Raw genomic sequence first — 26,425 nt, forward strand, 5'->3', positions numbered from 1 at the left:
CTAGTGGAGGCTCCGGGATCCGGCCGCCAGCTGCGCGAGGACCTGCGCGGGCCGATTCGTGGTGATCTCGTGGATCCCGAGCTGCTGGCAGAGGGCGACGTCGTTCTCCGAGTCCACGGTCCACACCCGGAAGCGGCGGCCGGAGTCGAGCCAGCGCCGGATGGTGCGGGAATGCCCGCGGACGTAGTCGATGCCCGGCCCGGCCAGGCCCGTCTCGCGGTCGTCCAGGATCCGCTCGGCTTCGGTTTGCGCGGCCTTCATCACGTTCGCCAGCGCCGCGCCGGTGAGCGCCCCCAGGCCGAGCTCCTCCCGGATCTCCTCGACGTTGACGTCGTCCACGAGCTGGCACACAGCGGACGCCGGGACTTTCTTCAGCAGGTGCTTCACCGAGTCCGGGCTGAAGCTCATGAACGACACCATGATGTTGCCCAGCCGGGACGTCGCCGGGTCCCAGCCTTCGGACCGGAGGACTTCCAGGACGCGGTCCTCCAGCTTGAGCTGGAAGGGGCTGGGGTGTTTGAGCTCAATCGCCAGCCCGATCTCCCGCCCTGCGGCGCGCAGCAGTGCCAGCAGCTCCGGCAGTGTCAGCAACTGGGTGGACCTGGCGCCGTAAATCTCCGGAATCCTGGCGCCTTTCCAGGAGGAGAAGTCCAATTCCCGGAGCTCCTCAAGGGACCGGTCCGCCACCGGGCCGGTCCCGTCCGAGGTGCGGTCCAGGTTGGCGTCGTGCAGCAGCACCGCGTGCTGGTCCCGGGTGAGGTGGATGTCGCACTCGACGCCGTCGGCGCCGTCGGCGAGGGCCTGCAGGTAGGCGGCGCGGGTGTGCTCGGCGAAGGCCTCGCTTGAGCCGCGGTGGGCGTAGACCAGCGGACGGGCTGCGGCGGACTGGTCAGGCGTCATGCTGCCACGTTAGCCGACGGCCGCTGCCAAACCGGGGCTAGGCTGGGCACATGCAGGTGAATACTGAGCCAAGTACCCGTTCGGAGCGCCCTGGCGGCGCCGGAGCAGCCGCGGACGACCGTCCGCGCCGCCGCGAGACCGTGGCCACCGGCGACGCCGCGAAGGCGGCCGCGCTGCGGAAGATGAAGCTGCTGGCTCTCTCGCTGCTGATCCTGATGGCGATCATCTTTGTGGTCGCCTTCGCCTTGCAGAAGCAGTACCCATGGCTCGAATACGTCCGGGCCGCGGCCGAGGGCGGCATGGTCGGCGCCCTCGCCGACTGGTTCGCCGTGACGGCCCTGTTCAAGTACCCGATGGGCCTCAAGATCCCGCACACCGCCATCATTCCGCAGCGCAAGGACCAGATCGGCGCCTCGCTGGGCGAATTCGTGGAAACCAATTTCCTGTCCGAGCAGGTTGTCCAGGAGAAACTGGCCTCCGTTGACATCGCCCGCAAGGCCGGCGCGTGGCTCTCCGGGCCCGGCGGCGCCGAACGGGTCGCCCGGGAGGGCGCCGCCGTCATCCGCGGAGCCTTCACGGTCCTCAACGACGACGACGTCCAGGCCGTGATCGAAGGCATGGTCCGGCGGCATCTGCTCGCCCCGCCGTGGGGTCCTCCGGTGGGACGGGTCGCCCAGCGGATCTTCGAGGACGGGCACCACCACGCCCTGGTGGACGTGCTCGTGGACCGCACGGTGGACTGGGTCCGGGACAATCAGGACACGGTCAACCGGCTGGTCACCGACCGTTCCCCGACGTGGGTGCCGTCGTTCGTGGACGGGCTCGTGGGCGACAAGGTCTATGTGGAGATCCTGAAGTTCACCCGGGCCGTGCAGTCCGATCCGCAGCACCAGGTCCGCCGCTCGATCGACAAGTACCTCAAGGACCTCGCCCAGGACCTGCAGCACGACCCGGTGATGATCGCCCGGGCCGAGGGCATCAAGGCGCAGGTCCTCGGCGATCCCGAGATCCGCGAACTCGCCTCCCGCACCTGGGGCACCATCAAGGCCGCGCTGCTCTCCGCCGTCGACGATCCGCACAGCGAACTGACCGTCAGGTTCAAAGCCGCAGTTCACGACTTCGGCACCCGGCTGGTGGTTGACCCCGAACTGGCCGGCAAGGTGAACAAGTGGATCGGCGACGCCGCCGGGTACCTCGTGAAGACGTACCGCTCGGACATCGCGGGCGTGATCACCGATACCGTGGCCCGCTGGGACGCCGAGGAGACCTCGCAGAAAATCGAACTCCAGATCGGCAAGGACCTGCAGTTCATCCGGATCAACGGCACCGTGGTGGGTGCCCTCGCCGGGCTGGCGATCTTTACGGTGGCGCATCTGGCCTTCGGCTAGCAGTCCGGCGGTCCCCGGCGCCCTAGGCGGCCGCGACCTTCGCTTTCGCCCGGCCCGGCATAACAAAGACGGTGAAGGCCAGCGCGGCAAGCGCCGTGACCACAAGCAGCGTCAGCCCGATCGAGTAGCTGTGCGTGGCGGCGTCGTACGTCGCTCCCATGACCAGCGGCGGGAAATAGCCGCCCAGTCCCCCGGCCGCGCTGACCACGCCGCTGATACTGCCGACTTTCCCGGGAGGGGCGAGCACACCGACCCAGGCAAAAACCCCGCCCGTTCCGAGTCCCAGGGCCGCCGCCATGGCGACGAACGTCAGGCCGGCGGGGACTTCGCCGTCGGGCTGCAGGTTCACCGCCCAGGCGAGGACCGCGACGCCCGTCAGTGAGGCGATCACCACGGGCTTGGGCCCGAACCTGTCCGCGAGCACGCCGCCCACCGGCCGGGCCAGCACGGCCGCCAGCGCGAAGCCGGCGGTGCGCGCCCCGGCGCCGCTTGGATCGAAGCTGTAGACGTCCCGGAGGTAGGTGGGCAGGTAGGTGGCAAAAGAGACGAAGCCGCCGAAGACCACGGCGTAGAGGAAGCACATTTTCCAGGTGACCGGGGTCTTCGCGGCGTCAACCAGTTTGGGCAGGACGGGGAGGCTGTTGCGGGTCCAGCCCGGGGCTTCCTTCATTCGGAACCAGACCAGGGCCGCCATGCCGGCCAGGATCGCGGCGATCAGCAGGTGAGTGGGGAAGTATCCGATCGCCGCGACCAGCCGCGGGTTCAGGAACGCGGCCAGCGCCGTGCCGCCCATCCCGGCGCCGAAGACGCCGGTGGCGAAGCCGCGCCGGGACGGCTCATACCAGGCGCTGACAAAGGGAATCCCGACGGCGAAGACCGTTCCGGCGACGCCCAGCAGCAGCGCGGCGGACAGCACCAGGGCGAAGGAGCGCATGGTGCCGCCGACCGCCACGAGCAGGATCGGCACGATGGACGCCAGCAGCACGAAGGTGAACATCGCCCGGCCGCCGTACTTGTCCGTCAGGGCGCCGACGACGATCCTGCCCAGCGAGCCGACGAACACCGGCATGGCGACGAGCACCCCCGTAGTGGCCGGGTTCAGCTGCAGGTTCAGCGTGTAGAAGGCTCCGAGGGTGGCCACGGAGTTCCAGGCCCAGAACCCCACCACCGACGCCGAGGTGGCGAGGACGAGGTTGAGTGTCCGCCCGGCGGGGGCGGCCGAAGGAAGGGACGCGGATCCGGCCACGGGTTTCCTTTCAGTTCGACGTTCTCTGGTGCGGACACCGGCCCGGTTCAGCGGTTCCGGGTGTCCCGGTCGCGGGTTCCGACGGCGGACCAGCCGCGGCGGGCGGCGGTGCCGGAGGACCGCGCCGCCGCGGCGCCTGCCCTGTTGCCGTCCCGGTCCCTGTCACGGGAGCGGTAGACGATGTAGGGACGGAAGAGGTAGTGGAACGGGGCGGTGAAGGCATGGACCAGCCGGGTGAAGGGCCAGATCACGAAAAGCGCCATGCCCACCAGGGTGTGCAGGTGGAAGGAGAACGGCGCAGCCGCCATCGCCCCAAGATCCGGCTGGAACACGAACAGGGAACGGAACCACGGGGCGACGGTCTCGCGGTAGTTGTGCCCGTGCTCGCCCTCGAAGACACTGGCCAGGGTGGTCCACAAGCCGAACACAATGGCTGCGGTGAGCACCACGTACATGGTCTTGTCGTTCCTGGTCGTGGCCATAAAGACCGGCCCGGTGGTGCGGCGGCGGTAGATCAGCAGGAGGATCCCGCCCAGGGTCCCCACCCCCGCGATCCCGCCCACAACGAGCGCGTTGAAGTGGTAGAACTCCTGGCTCATCCCCACCGCCTGGGTCCAGGCCATCGGAATGACCAGGCCGAAGAAGTGGCCCGCGATCACGGCGAGGAGGCCGAAGTGGAACAGCGGTGAGGCGATCCGCAGCAGCCGGGACTCGTAGAGCTGGGAGGATCTGGTGGTCCAGCCGAACTGGTCGTATTTGTAGCGCCAGAGAAGCCCGCCGACCAGGACGACGACCATCACGTACGGGAGCACGCCCCAGAGCACGATGTCCAGTGCGGAGATGACGACGGCGGATCCGGGTTCGGCTTCCAGCATGGCCAGGCTCGATGCGAGCATGGTCAGGCCCCCTTCACGGGCAGCAGGCGCGGATCATAGGGGTCCAGGCCCACCGCTTCGGTGGGCGGTCCGTAGCCGGCCATCCGCATCACGGCCTGCTCGTCGGCCGGGGATTTCCCGGGCAGGGTGGCGCAGATGGCCTGCAGGATCCGGGCGTGCGGAAGCCCGTCCCGGAGCAGCCCGAAGCGGAGCATCTCCAGGCTCGCCCGGAAACGGGTCAGCAGCTCGCGGCCGGCGGCGAGGTCCACGCGGGCGGCGTATTCGAGGACCATCGGCAGGTAGTCGGGTAGTTCCCCGTGGGTGTCCACCAGAATGTCGCTTTGCCGGTAGGTCTTCTTGAAGTTGCCCAGGACTTCACCGCGGCGCCGCGTGTCCCCGTCCGTCCAGTAGGACAGGTGCAGGGCGTGGCGTTTGCCGAGGTCAAACTCGCGCACGTAGTGGGCTTGACTGTCCATCGGCGGGGTGGATTCCAGCGCGCCCAGCACCTCCCGGAAGTCCTCGACGGCGCCGGGGAACTCGCCGAGCGCCGCGCGCATGAGCGGCACCCTGCCGATGAGGTCCTCGTCCGGGTAGGACAGGCACCATGCCGCCGCGAGGTAGACGACCCGCTCGCGCCGGCTCACGGCTGCTCCCCCGGCCGGCTGCTGGGAGCCGGTGCGGGAGGAGGAGCGGGGGCGGCCTGCTTCTCCGGGACGAACGCCTTCTCGGGGAACAACCCCGGCGGCGCCCCGGTGCCGTCCCAGTTCAGCAGGTTAACTCGTCCCCGCAGGGTTGTTTCGCCGGGAGCCTCGTCTGAGGTCTGCCGGTCCCGGAGGGCGTTGAAGGTTTCCACCGCCACCGGGACGGGCCTGCCGCTGGCCTCGCCGAACGGAGAGGAATCCTGCATTCCCGGGCCGCCCTCGAAGTCCAGCGAGCAGCCCATTTCCTCCAGGTCATGGGCCTGTTCCACGTGGGCTTTGGGGATGACGTAGCGCTCCTCGTACTTCGCGATCGCCATCAGCCGGTACATCTCGTACATGGTCTGCCCGTCCATGCCCACGGCTTCGGGGATGGAATCGTCGGGGTCGTTGCCCATGGTGATGCCGCGCATGTAGGAGCGCATCGCGGCGAGTTTCTTCAGCACCGTGGTGACCCGGTCCGCGTCCCCGGCGGTGAAAAGCTCCGCGAGGTATTCCACCGGGATGCGCAGCGCGTCGATGGCGCCGAAGAGGTTGCCGACGTCCTCGCCGTCGTGCCCCTGGTCCCGCAGCAGGTCCACCACGGGCGAGAGCGGCGGCACGTACCAGACCATCGGCATCGTCCGGTATTCGGGGTGCAGCGGCAGGGCGACCTTGTAGACCTTGGCCAGGGCGTAGACCGGCGAGCGCCGGGCGGCGTCGATCCAGTCCTCCGGGATGCCCTGGGCCCGGGCCTCGGCCCGGACGGCGGGGTCGTTCGGGTCCAGCAGCACATCCATCTGGGCGTCGTAGAGTTCCTGGGGATCAGTGACGGCGGCCGCCGCGGTGACGGCGTCGGCGTCGTAGAGGAACAACCCCAGGTACCGCAGCCGGCCCACGCAGGTTTCCGAGCAGACCGTCGGCAGCCCCACCTCCACCCGCGGGTAGCAAAAGGTGCACTTCTCGGCCTTACCGGTCTTGTGGTTGAAGTAGATCTTCTTGTATGGGCAGCCGGTGATGCACTGCCGCCAGCCGCGGCACTTGTCCTGGTCCACCAGGACAATCCCGTCCTCCACCCGTTTGTAGATCGCGCCTGAGGGGCAGGAGGCCATGCAGGACGGGTTCAGGCAGTGCTCGCAGATCCGCGGCAGGTAGAACATAAAAGTCTGTTCGTAGGCGAACTTGATCTTGTCCTCGGACTCCCGCCGGACCTTCTCCACGATCGGGTCCAGGTGGCCGTACTCGGCGGAGCCGCCCAGGTCGTCGTCCCAGTTCGCCGACCAGGTGATTTTGGTGTCCTCGCCGGTGATCAGGGACTTGGGCCGGGCCACGGGGAAATCGTCGCCCAGCGGCGCGTCCACGAGCGTCTTGTAGTCGTAGGTCCACGGCTCGTAGTAGTCCTTGAGCTCGGGCTGGACCGGGCTGGCGAAGATCCCGAAGAGTTTCTTGACCCGGCCGCCAGCTTTGAGGACCAGCTTGCCGCGCTTGTTCAGCACCCAGCCGCCGCGCCACTTGTCCTGGTCCTCGTAGCGGCGCGGATACCCCTGCCCGGGGCGGGTTTCGACGTTGTTGAACCAGACGTATTCGGTGCCCGCACGGTTGGTCCAGGCCTGCTTGCAGGTCACGGAACAGGTGTGGCAGCCGATGCATTTGTCCAGGTTCATGACCATGCCCATTTGAGCCATTACACGCATCAGTACTGCACCTCCTGGGAACGACGGCGGACGGTGGCAACCATGTCGCGCTGGTTTCCGGTGGGGCCAAGGTAGTTGAACGCGTAGGCCAGCTGGGCGTAGCCGCCGATCAGGTGCGAGGGTTTGACCAGCAGCCGGGTGACGGAGTTGTGGATGCCGCCGCGCCGGCCGGTCGCCTCGGACTTCGGCACGTCGATGGTGCGTTCCTGCGCGTGGTGGACGTAGACCACGCCGGCCGGCATCCGGTGGCTGACGATCGCCCGGGCCACCAGGACGCCGTTGGTGTTCAGGCATTCCACCCAGTCGTTGTCCCTGACCTTGATGGCTTCAGCGTCAGCGGGGCTCATCCAGACCGTCGGACCGCCGCGGGACAGCGAGAGCATCAGGAGGTTGTCCTGGTATTCGGAGTGGATGGACCATTTGGAGTGCGGGGTCAGGTAGCGGACCACCACCTCCAGCTGCCCGTCCCGGCCGAGTTTGGGTTCGCCGAAGAGCCGGTGCATGTCCAGCGGCGGCCGGTAGATCGGCAGCGCCTCGCCGATGTCGATCATCCAGTCGTGGTCAAGGAAGAAGTGCATCCGCCCGGTCAGGGTGTGCCACGGCTTGAGCCGCTCCACGTTGATGGTGAAGGGGGCGTAGCGCCGGCCGCCCGTTTCGGAGCCGGACCACTCCGGCGAGGTGATGACCGGGACGGGGCCGGCCTGGGTCTGGGCGAAGGTGATGAACTTTTCCTCGGACCCTTCGGAGAGGTCCGCCAGCTTCCGGCCGGTGCGGACTTCCAGATCCTTGAAGCCCTGCACGGACAGCGCGCCGTTGGTGGTGCCGGAGAACGCCAGGATGGCCTCCGCCATTTTCGCGTCGGTGTCGATTGCGGGACGGCCGTCCGCGGCGCCGCCGAGCATCACTCCGTTGGAGCGGCTGAGCCGCTCCAACGGCCCGGCGAGTTTGTAGGTGACGTTCTTGACCGTAAAGCCCAGCTTGTCGGCCAGCGGCCCGACGGCGGCCAGCTTGTCCGCGATGGCCGTGTAGTCCCGCTCCACCACGGAAAAGATGGGCATGTTCTGTCCCGGCACCGCGGGGATGGACGTGTCCCGCCAGTCCCGCACGATCCCGCCGGGCTGGGCGAGCTGTCCGGGGGTGTCGTGCTGCAATGGCACGCTGACCAGGTCGCGGCGGACGCCCAGATGGGTCCTGGCCTGCCGGGAGAACTCCTGGGCCAACAGGTGGAACATGTCGAAATCTGTTTTGGTCTCCCACGGCGGGTCGATCGCGGGGGTGAAGGCATGCACAAACGGGTGCATGTCAGTGGAGGACAAGTCGTGCTTCTCGTACCAGGTGGCGGCCGGGAACACGACGTCGGAGAGCAGCGTGGTGGAGGTCATCCGGAAGTCGGCGGAGACCAGCAGGTCCAGTTTTCCTTCCGGCGCCTGCTCGTGCCATTTCACGTCGCGGGGTTTGAGGCCCTCGGCGTGGTCCTTGCCCAGGACGTTGTTGTGGGTGCCCAGCAGGTTCCGGAGGAAGTACTCGTTGCCCTTGGCCGAGGAGCCGAACAGGTTGGAGCGCCACAGCACGAGGGTCCGCGGCCAGTTTTCCGGGGCGTCCACATCCTCGATTGCCGGGTTCAGGGTGCGGTTCTTGAGCGCGTCCGCGATGTAGCTGGGGGTGTCTTCCGCGGTTCCGGCGGCGACGGCGGTCTCCGCCTCGTCGGCGAGGTCCAGCGGGTTGCGGTCGAACTGTGGGTAGAACGGCATCCAGCCGAGCCGGGCCGACTGGGCCAGCGCGTCCGCGGTGTGCATACCGTCCAGGGCTCCGGTGGACAGCGGTGACTTCAGGGCGTCCGCGGAGTAGCCGTCCTGCCGCCACTGGTCCGTGTGCATGTACCAGTAGCCAGTGCCGATCATGGTCCGCGGCGGCCGCGCCCAGTCCAGCGCATTGGCCAGCGACACCCAGCCGGTGGCCGGCCGGGTCTTTTCCTGCCCCACGTAGTGCGCCCAGCCGCCGCCGTTGCGTCCCATGCAGCCGGTCAGCATCACGAGCGCCAGCACGGCCCGGTAGGTGGTGTCGCCGTGGAACCACTGGCAGATTCCGGCGCCCATAATGATCATGGAGCGGCCCTTGGACTCCTCGGCGTTCCGGGCGAACTCCCGGGCCACCCGGATGCAGGCCTGGGCGGGGACAGACGTGATCTCCTCCTGCCAGGCCGGGGTGTAGGGCGTCGCGGCGTCGTCATAGCCGGCGGCCCACTCCCCCGGGAGCCCTTCCCGGCCCACACCGTACTGGGCCAGCATGAGGTCGAACACGGTGGTGACCAGCTGGCCCTCCACCTCGATGACGGGCACCCCGCGCCGGAGCACACTGCCGGTGCCGTCCGCCTGCTCGAAGCAAGGGAGCAGGATCTCGGCACTCGCCGCCGAGACCTCGCGCAGCGACAGCGCCGGTTCGATCCCTTCGAGGTCCAGGTTCCATTTGCCCTCGCCGCTGCCCGAATAGCGGAATCCCATGGAGCCGTTGGGCACGGCCGGGCGCCCGGCCTTCTTGTCGAACAGCACGGTACGGAACGCCGCGTCCTCGGCCAGGGACTCGGCGGGGAGGTCCTTGGCGGTGAGGAACTTCGACGGGGTGAGGGAGCCGTCGTCGCGCCGTTCCAGCCGGACCAGGAACGGCAGGTCCGTGTATTGGCGGACGTAGTCGGAGAAGAACGGGACGTCGCGGTCGACGAAGAATTCCTTGAGCATGACGTGCCCCATGGCCATGGCCAGCGCGGCGTCGGTTCCGGCCTGGGCGGGAAGCCATTCGTCCGCGAACTTCGTGTTGTCCGCGTAGTCCGGACTGACGGTGACCACTTTGGTGCCGCGGTACCGCACCTCGGCCATCCAGTGTGCGTCCGGGGTCCGGGTGACGGGGACGTTGGAACCCCACATCATGAGGTAGCCGGCGTCCCACCAGTCCCCGGATTCCGGGACGTCGGTCTGGTCCCCGAAGACCTGCGGGCTGGCCACGGGCAGGTCCGCGTACCAGTCGTAGAAGGACGTCATCACCCCGCCGATCAGCTGGATGAAGCGGGTCCCGACCGCGTGCGAGACCATGGACATCGCGGGGATCGGCGAGAAGCCAGCGCAGCGGTCCGGCCCGTAGGTCTTGATGGTGTTCACGTGAGCGGCGGCCGCGATCTCGATCGCTTCCTGCCAGGACACCCGCACCATGCCGCCCTTGCCGCGGGCCTGCTGGTAGCGGCGGCGGCGTTCCGGGTCCCCCGCGACGTCGGCGAAGGCCAGCACCGGGTCCCCCAGCCGGGCCTTGGCCTCCCGGTACATCTCAACGAGGACACCCCGCGCGTAGGGGAAGCGGACGCGCGTGGGCGAGTAGGTGTACCAGGAAAAGGCCGCCCCGCGCGGGCAGCCTCTCGGTTCGTATTCCGGACTGTCCGGACCCACTGAGGGGTAGTCCGTCTGTTGGGATTCCCAGGTGATGATGCCGTCCTTGACGTACACCTTCCAGGAACACGAGCCGGTGCAGTTCACTCCGTGGGTAGAGCGGACCACCTTGTCGTGGCTCCACCGGTCCCGGTAGAAGATGTCGCCTTTGCGGCCGCCCTCACGGAACACCGCCCTGCCGTCGTCGGTCTGGTCCCATTTCGTGAAAAAACGGCCCAGCTTCAACATTGCATCCGAGGCGGGTCCATCTAACCCCGCAGGGCCTCCGGCAGTCATGCCCTCAAGCTATGGGCCGTACTTCGGCCCCGATAGGGCCTTACGGCACTGGGCAGGAGCCCTGCGGGGGGATCCGGCCACGGACCGGCCAGGCCGGGCTCAGGCGAAGCTCTCCAGCTCCACACCTGCGCTTTCGAGGGCCGCGCGGATCGCTGCGGCGGTGGCGACCGAGCCGGGAGCGTCGCCGTGGATGCACAGCGAGTGCGGTTCGATCCGGAGCACGGTGCCGTCCACGGCCTCGACTTCGCCTTTCGTCGCGAGGCGCACGGCGCGTTCGGTGATCTGGCCGACGTCGTGCAGCTGGGCGTCGTCCTGCGAGCGCGGCACGAGGGTGCCGTCGGGCAGGTAGGCGCGGTCGGCGAAGGCTTCGGCGAAGACCGGGTGGCCGGCCTCCTGGGCGATGCCGAGCAGGGCGGAGCCCGGGAAGCCCAGCACGGGAAGTCCCGGATCGTAGGCCTGGATGGCGGCGACGACGGCGGAGGCCTGCTCGGCGTCGCGCACTGTCCGGTCGTAGAGCGCCCCGTGCAGCTTGATGTAGTCCACCGAGGCCCCGACGGCGTGCGCAACCCCGTCCAGGGCGCCGAGCTGGTACAGCACGGCGCCGAAGAGATCGTCGAAGGTGATGTCCATGGCCCGGAGCCCGAACCCGGCGAGGTCCGGGTAGCCGAGGTGCGCGCCCACGCGGACGTCGAGCTCGTAGGCAGCCCGGCAGGTGTCCAGCATGGTCACCGGGTCCCCGGCGTGCAGCCCGCAGGCGACGCTGGCGCTTGTAACCAGCGGGAACATCGCGGCGTCGTCGCCCATGGTCCAGGTCCCGAAGGACTCCCCCAGGTCAGCGTTCAGATCCAAAATGTGCCGCCCCCGTTCGCTTTGTTGTCTTTGGCGTCCTTGGCGTCCTTGGGGGCCCGGCCGTGCACTGCCGCCGGGGATTCGGCTTCCGCCATGGCCCCCAGTTCCCCGGGGATAATCAGCGGCATCGGGCCGAACGCCTCCTTCGCGTTCGCGACAACGGCGCGGCCCATGATCCGGTTGCCCACGCCGCCCACGACGGCGCCGATGCCGAACGGCAGCGCCCGTCCCAGCAGGGCCGTGCCCTGCTTTTTCAGCAGCGTCCGCAGGAACATCGTTTGCATCCGTTCCCGCACCGAACCAAAGCCGGCCAGCGGAGCCCGGCGGGCGAAGAGGGAACCCCAGGCCTGCGTGGGGCCCTTGCCCTGCCCCGCGGCCTGCCCGCTCAGCGAGCTCAACAGTGCAGTGCCCTCCTCGCCCAGCATGATCGCCATGACCAGGGTACTGGCCCGCTCGGGGTCCACCATCCGCACGCCGTGGAGTTCCGCGAGGGAAGTTGAGAACAGGGCGGTGGCTTCGAGGAAGCCAACGGTGGCAGCCGCCGAGAGGCCCAGCGCTGCTGCGGTCCCGACGCCGGGAATCACGGCCGCTCCGCCCACGAGTGCGCCGCCGCCGGTGACGGCGATGATGTAGTCCCGTTCCAGCGTGGCGGCGAGCTGCGCCGCTGTGGCGTGCGGATGCTTTCGCTGGAGCCGGCGGAGATTCGCCAGCACCAGCGGGCGCTGGACTTCAACGGCCCGCAGGAGCACGTTGTGGACGCCCGGCTTGGGCTTGCCCTGGGCGTCGAACATCGCGTTGTGTGCTGACTGCTGGGCAATTCGCATTGCCGGGTTGCTTCGCTTGGCCATCATCGCCTCTCCCTGAACCGTAAGTGTGCTGAGCTTCGTCCTGGCTTAACACTAGGGCACGGGCCCGTCGGTCCGCGCCCCGGCAGGCACGGGAGCGGGCAGTTGGGGGCGGATGGGCGTCGCGCATTCGCCCCCAACTGCCCGCGGGATGCCGCCGTAATTAGCGCGGGGTCCGGATGAGCTTCTTGTTGACGAACTCGTTCATGCCGAACCGTGCCAGCTCGCGCCCGACGCCGGAGCGCTTCACTCCGCCGAACGGCAGGTCCGCCTGGGTTTCGGCCACGGAGTTGATGAACACCATGCCCGTGTCCAGCCGGTCCGCCACGGCCTTGGCCTTCTCGGTATCGGTGCTGAAGACCGCGCCGCCGAGGCCATACGGGGAGCCGTTGGCCAGCTCGATGGCTTCCTCCACGCTGGCGACCTTGTAGATGACCGCCGCCGGGCCGAAGAGCTCTTCCGAGAACGCCCGCATCCCCGGGGTCACATCGGTCAGCACGGTGGGCTCGACGTAGGCGCCGGGACCCTCCACGTGGTGTCCGCCGGTCCGCAGTGTGGCACCCTTGTCCACGGCGTCCTGGATCTGCTCGACCAGGCCGTCGGCGGCGCTCTGCGAGGAGAGCGGGCCAAACCGCGTGTCAGCCAGCAGCGGGTCGCCGGGCTTGATCGCGGACATCTTGGCGGTGAACTTCTCCACGAACGCGTCATAGAGGTCCTCGAGGATGATGAAGCGTTTCGAGGCGGTGCAGGCCTGCCCGGCGTTCCCCATCCGCCCGCTGACCGCCGCCTTGACGGTGGCGTCGAGGTCGCCGGAGTCGAGGACGATGAAGGGATCACTTCCACCGAGTTCCAGCACATACTTCTTCAGGTTCCGGCCGGCCACCTCCGCAACCGCCGAGCCGGCCCGCTCGCTGCCGGTCAGTGAGACACCCTGGACGCGGTCATCAGCGATGACCTCGGCAACCTGCTCATTGCTCAGGAACAGGTTGATGTAGGCACCCTCGGGGAGTCCGGCATCCTTGAAGATCCGCTCGATGGCGAGGGCAGACTGCGGGCAGCTGCCGGCGTGCTTGAGCAGGATGGTGTTGCCGAGGATCAGGTTGGGTGCCGCGAACCGCGCCACCTGGTAGTAGGGGTAGTTCCACGGCATGATGCCCAGGAGTGGCCCGACCGGTGCGGAGCGGACAATGGCCTCGCCGCCGCCCTTGACGTCGAGCACTTCGTCCTGGAGGAAGGACGGGCCCTCTTCCGCGTAGTACGAGTAGATGTCGGCCACGAGGCCCACTTCGCCCCGGGACTGGGCCAGGGGCTTGCCCATCTCCGTGGCAATCAGCCGGGCCAGTTCGTCGCGGCGTTCCCGGTACAGTTCGGCCACGCGGGCAATTACCTTGGCCCGAGCCTCCACCGGGGCCGTCTGCCAGTCCCTGAAGGCGTCCTTCGAGGCCGCGAGCGCGTGCTCGACCTCGCCCGCGGTAGCGAGCGGGAATTCCTTCAACGTTTCTCCGGTCGCGGGGTTCACTGTCTTGTAGGCAGTCATTAATCCACCATCTCCGATTCTGGGTAGTCGAGCTCAATCAGGCCGGCGGCCGCCGCCGCGTTGTGGCGGCAAGGCGGCTTTCCGGGCCCAGTACGTCGGAACGGGCTGACCCGATGAGGTGGCCCGTCCCACTAGGCGGCAACCCGGACACCCCGCCGCCTATTCCATCGGACCCTTCGCGGCCGGAATTCGCGGTTCCCGGGCGGGACGGGCACCTAGACTGGAGCCATGCGCTCCCTGAGGGCCCTCCGTCCGTTTGCGCACCGGGAATACCGTGTGCTGATTGCGGCTCTGGCCATCTCCATTTTCGGCTCCGGGATGTGGGCCGTGGCGATGGTCTATGAGGTGATCCATCTCGGCGGAGGCCCGCTGGAGCTCTCCCTCGTGGCGGGGGCGGGAAGCGTGGGCCTGGTCGCGTTTGTACTCGCGGGCGGCATTGCGGCGGACCGGTTCCCGCAGCGGCTCCTGATCATCGCGGTGGAGGGCGCCAACCTCGCCGTCATCGCCAGCATCAGCGGGCTGGCCATCCTGGGCTTGCTGCAGCTCTGGCACCTCGCGTTCGGCGCGTTTGTACTCGGAGTCGGGGCCGCGTTTTTCTTCCCCGCCTATTCCGCCATCCTCCCGCGGATCCTGCCGGCGGAGGATCTGCTGGCGGCCAACGGCATGGAAGGGAGCATGCGGCCCCTGCTGCAGCAGGCCGCCGGCCCCGCCGTCGCAGGCATCCTGGTCGCCGCCCTCTCCCCCGCGCACGCAGTGACGGGAGTGGCCGTGTGCCATCTGCTGGCGTTTTCCATCCTCAATTTGCTCCGGCGCCAGCCCCGGACCGGAGTGGAACGCGCGGAAGCCGTGCCCGGAACGGGGGCGGGCGCGGAGGCTGGAGGCGCTGAGGCGGACGGCGCGGAGGGTCCGAAGGAGAGCATTGATTCGGGCCCGGGCGAACGTGCCAGGACGTCCCTGCTGCACGATCTCCGCGAGGGAGTCAGCTACACGATCCGCACCCCCTGGCTGCTGTGGACCCTGTTGTGGGCCTGCATCTCCGTGCTGTTCCTGATCGGCCCCATTGAGGTGCTCCTGCCGTTTGTGGTCCGCGACCAGCTGGGCGGCGACTCCCGGATGTTCGGCTTCCTGCTCGCCATCATGGGCGTCGGGGGTGCCGCTGCCTCCCTGGCCACGGCCTCGTTCCCGCTCCCCCGGCGCTACCTCACCGTGATGATGGTGTCCTGGGGAGCGGGCAGCCTGCCGCTCGCCGCCGTCGGGATCATGGACAACTTCTGGGCGCTGGCCGCGGCCCTGTTCATCTTCGGTGCCACCGGCGGCGTCGGCATGGTCATCTGGGGGACCCTCCTGCAGCGCCGCGTGCCCCCGCACCTGCTGGGCCGCGTCTCGAGCCTGGATTTCTTCGTCTCCCTCGCCCTGATGCCGGTCTCCATGGCCCTTACCGGCCCCGCCGCCGAGGTGCTGCCGGTGTGGCTGATCTTCCTGGCCGCCGGGACGGTGTGCCCGGTGATGGCCGTTATCGCCACCGCCGTCGCCCGGATGCCGGCCGACGAACTCGCCCATCCGCTGGACAACGGCCGTGAGAGCTTCGGCGCTGGCGAAGGCCCCGGAGACATCGGGGCCGCGGACAGTTCCGGTGACCGCCGCGCGGGCAGTTGAGAACCAACGCGGGGTCAGCTAGCGCCCATGTCGGTGCGGATCATGGGCGCTAAATGACCCCGCGTCGCTTTGGCGGAGGTTAGACCGCGGCGCGCACGATCGGGATCGACGCCGTCGGAAGTCCGCTCGGGAAGATGGTCGGCTCCGGCGCGGCAACCGGTGCCAGCTGAACCCGCACCGTGTCGCCGTCGATCGTGAGCAGTTCGCCGCGCACATCAACCTCAAGCGGTGCGCCCTTCCGCACGGTCAGGCTGATGGCGCCCTGTTCGAGGTCGAGCTCCAGCAGCCGGCCCTGGATCTTCAGGTGGAAGGACAGACCGTCCCATTCGGAGGGCAGCCGCGGGTCGAAGTACGGCACCGCACCCTGGTCGCGCAGGCCCGCGAAGCCGCTGACCAGCGAGCTCCACACCCCGCCGGTGGAGGCGATGTGCACGCCATCGATCGTGTTGCCGTGCGTGTCGTCCAGGTCGATGAACAGCGCGTGCGTGAAGTGGTCCAGCGCCGCGTCCGCGTAGCCGACCTCAGCGGCCATGATGCCCTGCACGCAGGCGGACAGGGTGGAGTCGCCGGTGGTGATCGGATCGTAGAAGTCGAAGGCGCGACGCTTTTCCTCGGCGGTGAAGTCCTGCCACTGCAGGAACATGGCCAGCACGCTGTCCGCCTGCTTGAGGACCTGGTGGCGGTAGATCACCAGCGGGTGGAAGTGCAGCAGCAGCGGGTACTTCGACCGGGGCGTGGCCCAGTCCCACGGTTCCAGGGTCATGAAGTCGTTGTCCTGCGAGTGCACCTGGAGGTCCTCGTCGTAGGGCAGCTGCATCCGGTTGGCGGCCTGCTCCCAGAGCTGGCGTTCGGCGTCGTCGATCCCCACATGGTCCAGGGCCGCCGCAGCGCGCAGGTTAAACCGGGCCATGACGTTGGTGTACAGGTTGTCGTTGACGACGGCGGTGTACTCGTCCGGGCCGGTCACACCGTGGATGTGGAAGAGGCCGTCCTTGCCGAAGAAGCCCAGGGAGACCCACATCCGGGCGGTCTCGATCAGCAGTTCGGAGCCCAGGGATTCCTGGAATGCCTGGTCGCCCGTGGCCCAGATGTAGCGGTTGGTGGCGAAGGCGATCGCGGCGGCGATGTGGAACTGCGCCGTGCCGGCGGCGTAGTAGGCGCTGGCTTCGAGTCCGTTGATGGTGCGCCACGGGAAGAGGGCGCCGTCCACGCTGAGTTCCTCGGCGCGGACCTTGGCCTCGGGGAGCATCTCGTGGCGGAACTCAAGGACCTGGCGGGCGTTGCCCGGACTGGTGTACGTCAGGTACGGCATCAGGTACACCTCCTGGTCCCAGAAGTAGTGCCCGTCGTAGCCCGAGCCGCTGACGCCCTTGGCCGGGATGCCGGCAACGTCGGCGCAGGCCGTGGCCTGGGCCAGCTGGAAGAGGTTCCAACGGACGGCCTGCTGGAGTTCGGTCTGGCCGGCCAGGACGATGTCGCTCGTGGTCCAGTACTCGCGGTAGTGCGCCGCGCTTTCGGCGAAGATCTCCGCGAGCGGCCTAAGGCCTGCCTCCGCGTCGTCGGCGAGGTCCTCGGAGGACTGCCCGACGGCGTAGCTGACGCTCTTCTCGAGGAGGAACGGCTCGTCGGCGCCGACGGCCAGGACGTAGCGGACGCTGCTGTCGTCCTCGTGCACCTGGGTGTCGAAGGGCTGCACCCCGGCGTTCGTCCAGTGGTCCACGGCCAGGCCGATGCGCTGCTTGGATTCCGCGGTCTCCCAGGACAGGCGCAGCGAGCCGTCGCCGCCGTCGAGCCGGATGGGAAGCAGCACCCGGCCGGCGTGCCGGCCGGCACGGCGCGGGTCATGGGCCGAGTGGTCATCCACCGGCTGGTCCTGGCGGTTGATCACCGAGGAGGTCACGTCCGCGGAGATGTCACGGTCCGCGGCGAGTTCCAGCGAGATGCCGAGCGCACCGCGGGACTCGTAGCCGACGGCGCGGCGTTCGGTGGTGGTGACGGTGGCGCCGGAACGGCACAGCCAGGTGATCCGGCATTCGTAGACGCCGGTGGCGAAGTCGACGCTGCGCCGGTAGTCCAGCGCGGTGGATTCGTCCAGGCTGAGGGTCTCGCCGTCGATGACCACGGTGAAGTTGTTGGCATCCGGGATGTAGAGGATCCGCTGGCCGGTGCGGGCAAAGCCATAGGCGTTCTCCGCGTGTTTGATGTCCCAGGTCTCATGGAAGCCGTTGATGAAGCTGCCCGGAAGATCGGCGTCGGCGGCCGACCAGTGGGCGCCGCGGATGCCGAGGTGGCCGTTGCCCAGGCTGAAGAGCGTCTCCAGCGTGCCGGCGTTGCCGGGGAGGTGGACGGTCTCGACCAGCTGCCAGGGGTCGTTGGGGAACCGTGCTCGGTCCGAGGTGATGAGAGCCATGGTGGGGTTTCCTTCAGGCGGTAAAGTCTTGCGGTGAAAAGTGTTCGCTGGGGCAGTGCGGGCGGAAGCCGGGCTAGAGGAGCTCGTCGAGGTCATTGACCACGAGGGTGGCGCCGGCGTCCAGCAGGGTCTGCCGGCCGGCGCCGCGGTCCACTCCGATCACCGAGTGGAAGCTCCCGGCCCGTCCGGCCTGGACCCCCGAGACCGCGTCCTCGACGACGACGCAGTCCTCGCTGGGCAGGCCCAGGAGCCGGGCGGCGTACTCGTAGGTCGCCGGGCTGGGCTTGCCGGGCAGCCCCTCGGCGACGGCGACGACGCCGTCGACCACCACCGGGAAGTAGTCGGAGAGTCCTGCGGCCTTCAGTACGGCCGGGGCGTTGCGGGAGGAGGAGACGACGGCGACCTTGAGCCCGCGGGCCAGTGCGGCATCGATGAAGCGCACGGAGCCTTCGTAGGGTTTAACACCGCCGGCCTCGACGATGTCGTTGAAGACCTTGTTCTTGCGGTTGCCCAGGCCATGGACGGTGTTGTGCGCCGGGTCGTCATCCAGCGGGCCCTCCGGCAGGACGATGTTCCGGGAGGCCAGGAAGTCGCGGACGCCGTCGAAGCGCGGTTTCCCGTCGATGTGGTCAAAATAATCGCTTTCCCGATATCCGGGCACCCCGGGCACGGTCGCGAGGAATCCGTCGAAGAGTTCCTGCCAGGCGCGCTCGTGCACGATCGCGGTGGGGGTCAGGACGCCGTCGAGGTCAAAAAGAATCGCGGCGGCCCCGGTCCAGCTTGACGGGGTGCTGTTGGGAAGCTCAGTCATGGATCGGTTGTCCTTTCAGACGGCGGTAGCGAAGTGGGTGGGGCGCGCGGGCGGGCCGGCGGCGGGAGGCGCCGTGGAGAGGGGAAGCCCCGGAGGTTCCGGGCCGCGGGCGCGCCCCGGGCCGGGCGCTGGTCAACGCCGGCGGCGGGTGTTCCTGCGGTCAGCCTGTTTGGTCCCCAGCACGTGGCTGGATGGGGGATGTGGAAGTCCGTGGCCGTGGAGTCTTGCAATCAGCAGTCTGGGTGCAATCGCGCCTTGCTGGGCCACTGGCCGGGAGATGCTCGGCGGGTTCCGGAGGGCCCGGAAGGCGGTGCAGATGGAAAGTGCGCCGGCCTCCTGAATGGTGGCACGCGGCGTCCTGGCCTGCAGCACGGGCTCAGCCCTTTCTTCCCCCTGAAGTTGTGGGCCGTGAACATGGCCAAAGACAAGTCTAAACGCTGACAAAATTGGCGCGCAACTGGATGAATGAACTTGGGTCCTTTGCCCCTGTCGCGCGGGCGCGCCGCGGGCTATGAACAGGGCCGGTTTCAGCTCTCCTGGCGGAGCACGTAATGGCGGAGGAAGGCACTGACGTCCACCAGTTCGGCCGCCGAGATGGCGTGGCCCATTCCGGGGTAGGTCCGCGCCGTGAGCTGCGTGTGCTCGTGGAGCCATTCCTCGGTGTGGTCCGTGGCTGCGTCGTTGATCACCAGATCCTCCCGGTCCCGGCCCCAGAAGAAGGGCGGCCGCGAGTCGAACGATTCGCTCATCGCCAGGAGTTCGTTTTCCAGGACAAAGCCGGACAGCCCGACGACGGCCTGGAACCGCGCCGGCCGCAGCCGCAGCAGGGTGGTGGCCATTGCCATGCCCTGGGAGTAGCCGAGCAGGCTGACGCTGCTGTGCTGGTCCTTGACGGATTCGATCCAGTTGAAGACCGCATTCGTGGAGGAGATGACGTCGGCGAAGTCATGGGTCAGGAAGTAGTCCAACAGGAACCAGCCGTAGCCGTCCCCGATCACCTTGGGGCCGCGCAGCGCAGCGCAACTGAACCCGGCTGGCAGGCGGTCGAAGAGTTTCACCATCCGGGATTCATCCCGGCCGTAGCCGTGCATCATCACCAGCAGCGGCGTGCCGGCGCGTTCGTGTTCCGGCTTGGACCAGACGACTGTCTCCATCGGAACAGCCTAGCTTTCGGTGATCACCAGCGCGGTGCTGTGGCCGCCGAATCCGAAGGCATTGGCGATGCCCGCCCGGGCCGGCTGGCTCTCAACAGTTCTGTGGAGGAGGTTGAGGTCGATCCCATCATCCGGCTGGTCCAGGTTGCTGATGCCGGGAACCGCGCCGGTCTTCAGGGCCTGGATCATAACGATGGCTCCGAGCGCGCCGGCGCCGCCGAGGAGGTGCCCGGTGAGGGATTTCGTGGACGTGACAGGAACCTGGGTTCCGAGCACGGCCTTGATCGCTTCCGCTTCCAGGCGGTCACCGACCGGCGTGGAGGTTGCGTGCGCATGGACCAGGCCGATGTCGGCGGCACCCAGGCCGGCGGCCGCGATCGCTTTTTCCATCACCCGGCGCTGGGTGGCCGGATCGGCAGCGACGATGTCGACGGCGTCGGACGTCACCGCGGTCCCGGCCACGACGCCCAGGATTTCGGCCCCGCGGGCGCGGGCATGGTCTTCACGTTCCAGGACCAGGACCGCGGCGCCTTCGGCCAGCACGAATCCGTCCCGGTCCCGGTCGAAGGGCCGGGAGGCGGACTGCGGGTCCCCGTTGCGTGTGGACAGGGCCCGGATTTGCGCGAACCCGCTGACAATCAGGCCGTTGATGCAGGAATCCACGCCGCCGGCGATCACAACGTCCGCCGCGCCGGACCGAATCATGTCCGCCGCCTGCGAGATGGCTTCGGCCCCGGAGGCGCAGGCGCTCACCGGGGTGCGCGCACCGCCTTTGGCGCCGACGTCGATGGAGACCCAGGCCGCGGGGCCGTTGGCCATGATCCGGGTGAGGGTGTGCGGGGAGACCCTGCGCGGGCCGCTGGCATCCAGCGTCCGGGTCTGGTCCAGGGTGGTGTCCAGGCCGCCGTAACCGGAGCCGATCACCACCGCCAGGCGCTCCGGGTCAGCCTCCGGACGGCCGGCCTGCGCCCACGCTTCACGGGCTGCGATCAGGGCGAGCTGCCCGCACCGGTCCATCCTCTTGTATTCGGGGATGGACAGCAGCGATGCGACGTCAACGGTCACGCGGCCGGCCATGCGGACGGGCAGCGGCTGGGCCCAGTCGTCGTCGAGGGCCACGATTCCGGAGCGTCCGGCCAGCAGCGCGGCCCGGGTCTCGGCTGCGGTGCCGCCAACTGGGGTCACCGCACCCAGTCCGGTGACTACGACTTTGGGTGAACCTTCAGGCATGGGTAACCGGTATTTCTGTGAGAGCCGCCGCGGACCCGCGGGAAGTGCGGGGGCGGGAAGGGGCAGGCGGGGTGCGGGAGCGGGCAGGAAGCTGGATGCGGGCGGGCTGCGGGCGGGGCGGGGTGCATGGAGCGCCACCGCCCTGCCCCTTAAGAATACGTGCGATCTGCTGCGCCGGGCGGCCCGAAGGTGCGAAGTTAAGCCCCGGGCCGGGCAAGACTGACCGGTGTGGCGGCGTCCAGATCGTTGAAACAACACACACCGGGCTGTAGCGTGACGCTGGACAGCATGCTTAGCAATACCTATCCGTCATACCGGACACAAGGAGCAAGTCATGAGAATCGGTTCCGCAATCTTCCTCATCGCCCTCGGCGCCATCCTGGCGTGGGCCGTCACCCCCGGACTGATCCCCAATGTTGACCAGACCATGATCGGCTACATCCTGATGGCGGTGGGCGTGATCGGACTGATTGCATCCCTGGTCCTGGCCTCTCCGGGTCGCAGCCGCACCCGCCGGGTCAGTGAAACCCGCTCCGTCGTCGATCCCAACACCGGCGAGACCATCACCCGCAACGAGAGCCGCGACGCCGGCATCTAGTCCCAGGGCGCCACAATGCACCGCGGTGCGCCGCCGCACGAACGACCCGGATGCCGGGCCGGACCCAGGGTCTGGCCCGGCATCTGCCATATGGGCCACCCGGCCTTCCGCGCAGGCTCCCCCGGCCGCGGCCCCCGGAGAGCACATGCCCAGTCCGCGGAGCCGCGGCTGGACATAGTTCCAATATGCCCACTCCCCGGCGCAAAGACCGGACATGTCCAACGACTCACGGCCGCACGCCCGCGCATGCCCAGCCCGCGGAGCCGCGGCTGGACATAGTCCCAATGTGCCCACTCCTCACCCTGAACACTGGGCATGTCCCCCGGGAGGGGCGGTAACTCTTCTGCGTTCATGTTGTTTTCCATTGACAAAGCCACAAATGCAAAGATAAAGTCAATCAACTCCACTACCTGTGATGGCTATCACGGGAGTGGCAGGAAGGCCCGCTGTACTGACGCAAGGGAGAGCCAGTGTTCGCCGAGGAACGCCAACAGCTGATCGTTGGGCTCATCACCGCCAGCGGCCGTGCCAGCGTTACGGACCTCGCCGAGCGTTTCAGCATCACCACCGAGACCGTCCGCCGGGACCTCGCCGCCCTCGAAGCCGCCGGCAGCGTGCGCCGGGTCCACGGCGGCGCCGTATCCCCGGACCGCTTCAGCACGAACGAGGAAAGCATCCTGGTCCGGACTGATCAGCACCAGCCGGAAAAGACCCGGATCGCCGAAGCCGCCCTGGCACTCATCCCGCAGGACCGGACCGGCAGCATCCTGATCGACGCCGGTTCCACCACCGAGTACCTCGCGGAGCTCCTGGCCGCCCGGACTGCAGCAACGGCGGCCATTTCAGGACCCGGTGCGGAACTTGTGGTCATCACCCACTCGCTGCCCATCGCGGCCAGACTGTCCGGCGAACCCGGCATCGCCCTGCACCTGCTGGGCGGGAAGGTCCGCGGCATCACCCAGGCCGCCGTTGGCCAGTCCACCGTGGAAGCCGCCCGCCGGATCCGCCCGGACATCGCCTTCATCGGCACCAACGGCATCCATGCAGCCTTCGGGCTGAGCACTCCCGATCCTGAAGAAGCAGCTGTCAAGGCTGCCTTCGTCCAATCAGCGCGCCGCATTGTGGTGCTGGCTGATGCCTCCAAGCTGGACACCGAAACACTGGTCCAGTTCGCCTCGTTGAAAGATCTGGACACCTTGATCACTGACACGAAACCCAGCCAGGAGCTGGCCGACGCCCTCGCGGATGCCGGAGTGGAGGTGGTGGTCGCATGATTGTCACCCTGACCGCCAACCCGAGCCTGGACCGCACCGTGGCGCTGCCCGGCCCACTGCTCCGCGGCGAAGTCCAGCGGGCCGTCTCCGTCCGGCAGGAATCCGGCGGCAAGGGAGTCAACGTCTCCCGTGCCCTCGTCGCCTCCGGCCTGAAGACGGTCGCCGTCCTGCCCGGAGCCGAGGCGGACCCGGTCCTTGCCGGGCTCCGGGAAGGCGACGTCCCGTTTGCCGCACTCCCGATTGGCGCGCCGCTGCGCAGCAATGTGGCACTCACCGAGCCCGGGGGCGTCACCACCAAAATCAACGAACCCGGCCCGGTGCTGAGCGCGGACCAGCAGGAAGCCCTGATCGGGCTGCTGCTGGACCACTCACGCGGTGCCAGCTGGGTTGTCCTGGCCGGCTCGCTCCCACCCGGGGTCCCGGCCGACTTCTACGCCACCGTCACCCGGCGGCTGCGCTCCATGGATCACGGCAACGAGGTCCCCCTCATCGCCGTCGATTCCTCCGGCGAACCGCTCGCCGCCGCGATCTCCGGCGACGCGCTGGGGAAACCGGATCTCCTCAAACCCAACGCCGAGGAACTGGTGGAGCTGGCTGCCGCAGCCGGGTTCGCCACGCACAAATCCGCCGAGGAACTCGAAGCGGATCCGGAGGCTGCCGCGGTGGCCGCCGCCGCCGTCGTGCGGTCCGGAGTGGGTGCCGTGCTCGCAACGCTCGGCTCCAGGGGTGCGGTGCTTGTAACGGCCGACGGCGCGTGGCTGGCCACGCATCCGCCGGTTACTGCGGTGAGCACGGTGGGCGCGGGCGATTCCTCGCTGGCCGGCTACCTGCTCGCCTCAAGCCAGGGCGCCGCCCCGGCCGATTGCCTCCGTCAGGCTGTGGCCCATGGTGCCGCCGCCGCTTCGCTGCCGGGCTCCACAGTCCCGGCGGTCCACCAAACTACCCCCGATGCCGTAACCATCACGGCCCTCCGGAAGGATTGACAGTGACTCAGCTCATTACTACCGAACTGGTCGAGCTCGACCAGAACCTGGGCAGCTCGCCCGAGGACGTGATCCGGCACCTGGCAGGCAAAGTTGCCGCCAACGGACGCGCCACCGAGGTCGAAGGCCTCTTCGCGGACGCCTTCGCCCGGGAACAGAAGACCGCCACGGGCGTGCCCGGCGGCATCGCCATTCCGCACTGCCGCTCGACGGCGGTTACCGAACCGACGCTCGTAATGGCCAGGCTTTCCCAGCCGGTCGACTTTGGCGCCAAAGACGGACCTGCGGACCTGATTTTCTTCATCGCGGCCCCCGAAGGCGCGGACCAGGAGCACCTCAAGCTGCTCTCGAGGCTCGCCCGGTCGCTGATCAAAAAGGACTTCACCGCGTCCCTGCGCGCCGCCCGCTCAGAGGCTGAGGTCGTCGAGCTCGTCGAAGGTGCCCTCGCGGACAAGCCCGCGGCCCACTCCGCCGCTGCCCCGGCTGCCGCTGCCGGCGCTGCTGCTGCCGGTTCAACTGCGGCCGCCGCGGCGACCGAGCCCGCAGCCGCCGGGGCAGCGCGCCCCAAGCGCCTCGTCGCTGTGACCGCCTGTCCCACGGGCATCGCCCACACCTACATGGCCGCTGATTCACTCGTGGCCGCGGCCAAGGAAGCAGGCATCGACCTCCAGGTGGAAACGCAGGGGTCCTCCGGCGCCAAGCCGCTAGACCCCGCCGTCATCGCCGCCGCCGACGCCGTCATCTTCGCCGTGGACGTGGACGTGCGCGGCAAGGAGCGCTTCGCCGGCATGCCCGTCATCAACGCCCCGGTCAAGCGCGGCATTGACGAGCCGGACAAGATGGTCCAGGAAGCCCTCGCCGCCGCGGACAACCCCAACGCCCGCCGGGTCCCGCATTACGGTGCCGAGGAACAGGCGCAGCAGGAGGCCGAGGAAAAGGGCGAGCACCTCGGCACGAAGCTGAAGAAGGCCCTGCTCACCGGTGTCAGCTACATGATCCCGTTCGTGGCGGGCGGCGGTCTGCTGATCGCCCTCGGCTTCCTGCTGGGTGGCTACGACATCACTGGGTACGCGGACAAGATCCTCGCGGAAAACACCATCGGCAACCTGCCCACGGCGTACCCGGAACTGGCCTGGGGCCCGCTGGGCGCCTACCTCGGAGCAGTGCTCTTCAAGATCGGTGCCCTGTCCCTGGGCTTCCTGGTCCCGGCGCTGGCCGGCTACATCGCCTTCGCCATCGCTGACCGGCCGGGCATCGCCCCGGGCTTCGTTGCCGGTGCCGTTGCCGGGTTCATGGGCGCCGGCTTCCTGGGCGGCATCGTGGGCGGCCTGCTGGCCGGCTATGTGGCACATTCGATCGGCCAGCTCAGCGTCCCCCGCTGGCTGCGCGGCCTGATGCCGGTGGTCATTATTCCGCTCGTGGCATCGCTCGTGGCCTCCGGCCTGATGTTCGTGGTCCTGGGCGGCCCGATCGCCGCTATCACCGTGGGCCTCAACAACTGGCTGTCCGGCCTCACCGGCGCCAGCGCCATTGCCCTCGGCGTCATCCTCGGCCTGATGATGTGCTTCGACCTTGGCGGACCGGTCAACAAGGTTGCCTACGCCTTCGCCGTCGCCGGCCTCGGCGCAGCCTCCGTCACCAACCAGGCGCCATGGCAGATCATGGCGGCCGTCATGGCCGCCGGCATGGTCCCGCCGCTGGCCATGGCCCTCGCCTCGACTGTTCTCAACAAGAGGCTCTTCAGCCTGGCGGAGCAGGAAAACGGCAAGGCCGCCTGGCTGCTGGGAGCCTCCTTCATCTCCGAAGGCGCCATCCCCTTCGCCGCGGCCGACCCGCTGCGCGTCATTCCCGCCTGCATGCTCGGCGGGGCCGTGACGGGTGCCATCTCAATGGCAGCCGGGGTGGGATCGAAGGCCCCGCACGGCGGCATCTTCGTCTTCTTCGCCATCGACAACTTCCTGATGTTCGTCGTTGCCATCGCGGTGGGCACCGTCATCTCTGCCTTCGCCGTCATCGGGCTCAAGCGCTGGGCAGTCAAGAAGCCGGTTGATACGGTGGAGGCGGTTCCCGTAGCCGCCTGAGCCGTCCAGGAACGCCTTTCCTAGCTGATATTCCGCACGCTGAAACCAAGGAGCACCAATGACCGAACGTAACGCCACCATTGCCAGCCGCGTCGGGCTGCACGCCCGCCCGGCGGCCATCTTTGCCGAGGCTGCAGGCGAGTTCGATCTCGAAATCACCATTGCCCGGCTGGGCGAACCCGTCGACGAGGCCATGGATGCCGCCAGTATCCTGTCCCTCATGAGCCTGGGCGCGTCCCACGGCGAAGTTGTGGTCCTGCGCGCCGAGGGCGACGGCGCCGACGCCGCCCTCGAACGCCTGGTCCAGATCCTCGAAACGGATCACGACGCCGAATAGCATCACCTCACGGTGGCCCGGCCGCCGGGACGACGAGGCCCGGCCGCACCCTGGAAAGGGTGCGGCCGGGCTTTCGGGTTAAGTGCAGGCGGCGCCGCCTGAGGCAGGTACAGACAGGGCCTCCCACCGAAGGGCCGGAGCCTTCTAGGGTTCGAAAAACAAGAGAAAAC

20 protein-coding genes are annotated in these 26,425 nt (G+C 68.4%); 7 read left to right on the forward strand and 13 right to left on the reverse strand.

Translation table 11 applies throughout. The annotated features are described in order from the left end of the window. A complete protein-coding gene (locus QCD75_RS02365; RefSeq protein WP_301225345.1) occupies positions 1-900 on the reverse strand; it encodes a glycerophosphodiester phosphodiesterase in 900 nt (299 codons plus the stop codon). Between the two features lie 182 nt (positions 901-1,082). On the opposite strand from QCD75_RS02365, the gene QCD75_RS02370 reads away from it, so the two are divergent. Beyond that, positions 1,083-2,288, forward strand: a complete 1,206-nt coding sequence (locus tag QCD75_RS02370) for a DUF445 domain-containing protein (RefSeq protein WP_226758887.1) — start codon at positions 1,083-1,085, stop codon at positions 2,286-2,288. A 22-nt stretch (positions 2,289-2,310) separates the two neighbouring features. Here QCD75_RS02370 and QCD75_RS02375 read toward each other — a convergent pair whose 3' ends face one another. The 8 genes from QCD75_RS02375 to QCD75_RS02410 all read right to left on the reverse strand — a co-directional run bounded on the left by QCD75_RS02375 (position 2,311) and on the right by QCD75_RS02410 (position 13,721). Continuing rightward, positions 2,311-3,534, reverse strand: a complete 1,224-nt coding sequence (locus QCD75_RS02375; protein WP_301225349.1) for an MFS transporter — start codon at positions 3,532-3,534, stop codon at positions 2,311-2,313. Positions 3,535-3,581: 47 nt separating this feature from the next. Further along, positions 3,582-4,430, reverse strand: coding sequence for a respiratory nitrate reductase subunit gamma (gene narI, locus QCD75_RS02380; protein WP_441005426.1), 849 nt, complete (start codon positions 4,428-4,430; stop codon positions 3,582-3,584). Between the two features lie 2 nt (positions 4,431-4,432). Further along, entirely contained in the window at positions 4,433-5,053 is a 621-nt protein-coding gene (gene narJ / locus QCD75_RS02385; RefSeq protein ID WP_301225351.1) for a nitrate reductase molybdenum cofactor assembly chaperone, read from the reverse strand. Continuing rightward, positions 5,050-6,780: a nitrate reductase subunit beta gene (gene narH / locus QCD75_RS02390; RefSeq protein WP_301225353.1), complete on the reverse strand. Its 1,731-nt coding sequence runs from the start codon at positions 6,778-6,780 to the stop codon at positions 5,050-5,052. The genes narJ and narH overlap by 4 nt, the downstream gene beginning before the upstream one ends. Continuing rightward, positions 6,780-10,490 carry a nitrate reductase subunit alpha gene (locus QCD75_RS02395; protein WP_301225355.1) on the reverse strand — a complete coding sequence of 1,237 codons (3,711 nt, stop codon included), beginning with the start codon at positions 10,488-10,490 and terminating at the stop codon, positions 6,780-6,782. Before QCD75_RS02395 ends, narH begins: the two co-directional genes overlap by 1 nt. 99 nt (positions 10,491-10,589) lie before the next feature. Beyond that, positions 10,590-11,339 carry a LamB/YcsF family protein gene (locus tag QCD75_RS02400; RefSeq protein ID WP_301225357.1) on the reverse strand — a complete coding sequence of 250 codons (750 nt, stop codon included), beginning with the start codon at positions 11,337-11,339 and terminating at the stop codon, positions 10,590-10,592. Continuing rightward, positions 11,330-12,187 (reverse strand): hypothetical protein, encoded by an 858-nt coding sequence (locus tag QCD75_RS02405; RefSeq protein WP_301225432.1) that lies wholly within the window; start codon positions 12,185-12,187, stop codon positions 11,330-11,332. The genes QCD75_RS02400 and QCD75_RS02405 overlap by 10 nt, the downstream gene beginning before the upstream one ends. 160 nt (positions 12,188-12,347) lie before the next feature. Continuing rightward, positions 12,348-13,721, reverse strand: coding sequence for an NAD-dependent succinate-semialdehyde dehydrogenase (locus QCD75_RS02410; RefSeq protein ID WP_301225359.1), 1,374 nt, complete (start codon positions 13,719-13,721; stop codon positions 12,348-12,350). Between the two features lie 228 nt (positions 13,722-13,949). Here QCD75_RS02410 and QCD75_RS02415 point away from each other — a divergent pair, with 228 nt between their 5' ends. Continuing rightward, the gene (locus QCD75_RS02415) at positions 13,950-15,377 is read left to right on the forward strand and encodes an MFS transporter (protein WP_301225361.1); all 1,428 of its coding nucleotides are present in this window, start codon (positions 13,950-13,952) and stop codon (positions 15,375-15,377) included. 79 nt (positions 15,378-15,456) lie between these two features. Here the strand turns inward: QCD75_RS02415 and QCD75_RS02420 are convergent, their stop codons facing one another. The 4 genes from QCD75_RS02420 to QCD75_RS02435 all read right to left on the reverse strand — a co-directional run bounded on the left by QCD75_RS02420 (position 15,457) and on the right by QCD75_RS02435 (position 20,982). Then, positions 15,457-17,787, reverse strand: coding sequence for a glycoside hydrolase family 65 protein (locus QCD75_RS02420; RefSeq protein WP_301225363.1), 2,331 nt, complete (start codon positions 17,785-17,787; stop codon positions 15,457-15,459). 73 nt (positions 17,788-17,860) lie between these two features. Then, positions 17,861-18,598 carry an HAD family hydrolase gene (locus tag QCD75_RS02425; RefSeq protein WP_226759344.1) on the reverse strand — a complete coding sequence of 246 codons (738 nt, stop codon included), beginning with the start codon at positions 18,596-18,598 and terminating at the stop codon, positions 17,861-17,863. 527 nt (positions 18,599-19,125) lie between these two features. Further along, positions 19,126-19,752: an alpha/beta hydrolase gene (locus QCD75_RS02430; protein WP_301225366.1), complete on the reverse strand. Its 627-nt coding sequence runs from the start codon at positions 19,750-19,752 to the stop codon at positions 19,126-19,128. Between the two features lie 9 nt (positions 19,753-19,761). Next, positions 19,762-20,982, reverse strand: a complete 1,221-nt coding sequence (locus QCD75_RS02435) for a beta-ketoacyl-[acyl-carrier-protein] synthase family protein (RefSeq protein ID WP_301225368.1) — start codon at positions 20,980-20,982, stop codon at positions 19,762-19,764. Positions 20,983-21,316: 334 nt separating this feature from the next. Between QCD75_RS02435 and QCD75_RS02440 the strand changes: the two genes are divergently transcribed. The 5 genes from QCD75_RS02440 (at position 21,317) to QCD75_RS02460 (ending at position 26,255) form a co-directional block, all read left to right on the forward strand. Beyond that, positions 21,317-21,580: a DUF6458 family protein gene (locus QCD75_RS02440; RefSeq protein ID WP_226759824.1), complete on the forward strand. Its 264-nt coding sequence runs from the start codon at positions 21,317-21,319 to the stop codon at positions 21,578-21,580. 470 nt (positions 21,581-22,050) lie between these two features. Further along, positions 22,051-22,854, forward strand: coding sequence for a DeoR/GlpR family DNA-binding transcription regulator (locus QCD75_RS02445; protein WP_301225372.1), 804 nt, complete (start codon positions 22,051-22,053; stop codon positions 22,852-22,854). Beyond that, positions 22,851-23,837, forward strand: coding sequence for a 1-phosphofructokinase family hexose kinase (locus QCD75_RS02450; RefSeq protein WP_301225374.1), 987 nt, complete (start codon positions 22,851-22,853; stop codon positions 23,835-23,837). Before QCD75_RS02445 ends, QCD75_RS02450 begins: the two co-directional genes overlap by 4 nt. A gap of 2 nt (positions 23,838-23,839) precedes the next feature. Beyond that, entirely contained in the window at positions 23,840-25,918 is a 2,079-nt protein-coding gene (locus QCD75_RS02455) for a PTS fructose transporter subunit IIABC (RefSeq protein WP_301225375.1), read from the forward strand. A 58-nt stretch (positions 25,919-25,976) separates the two neighbouring features. Beyond that, positions 25,977-26,255, forward strand: coding sequence for an HPr family phosphocarrier protein (locus QCD75_RS02460; protein WP_056428072.1), 279 nt, complete (start codon positions 25,977-25,979; stop codon positions 26,253-26,255). The last annotated feature ends 170 nt before the right edge of the window (positions 26,256-26,425 follow it).

Origin of the sequence: Arthrobacter sp. PsM3 (assembly GCF_030433895.1) — a bacterium.
Taxonomy (GTDB): domain Bacteria; phylum Actinomycetota; class Actinomycetes; order Actinomycetales; family Micrococcaceae; genus Arthrobacter.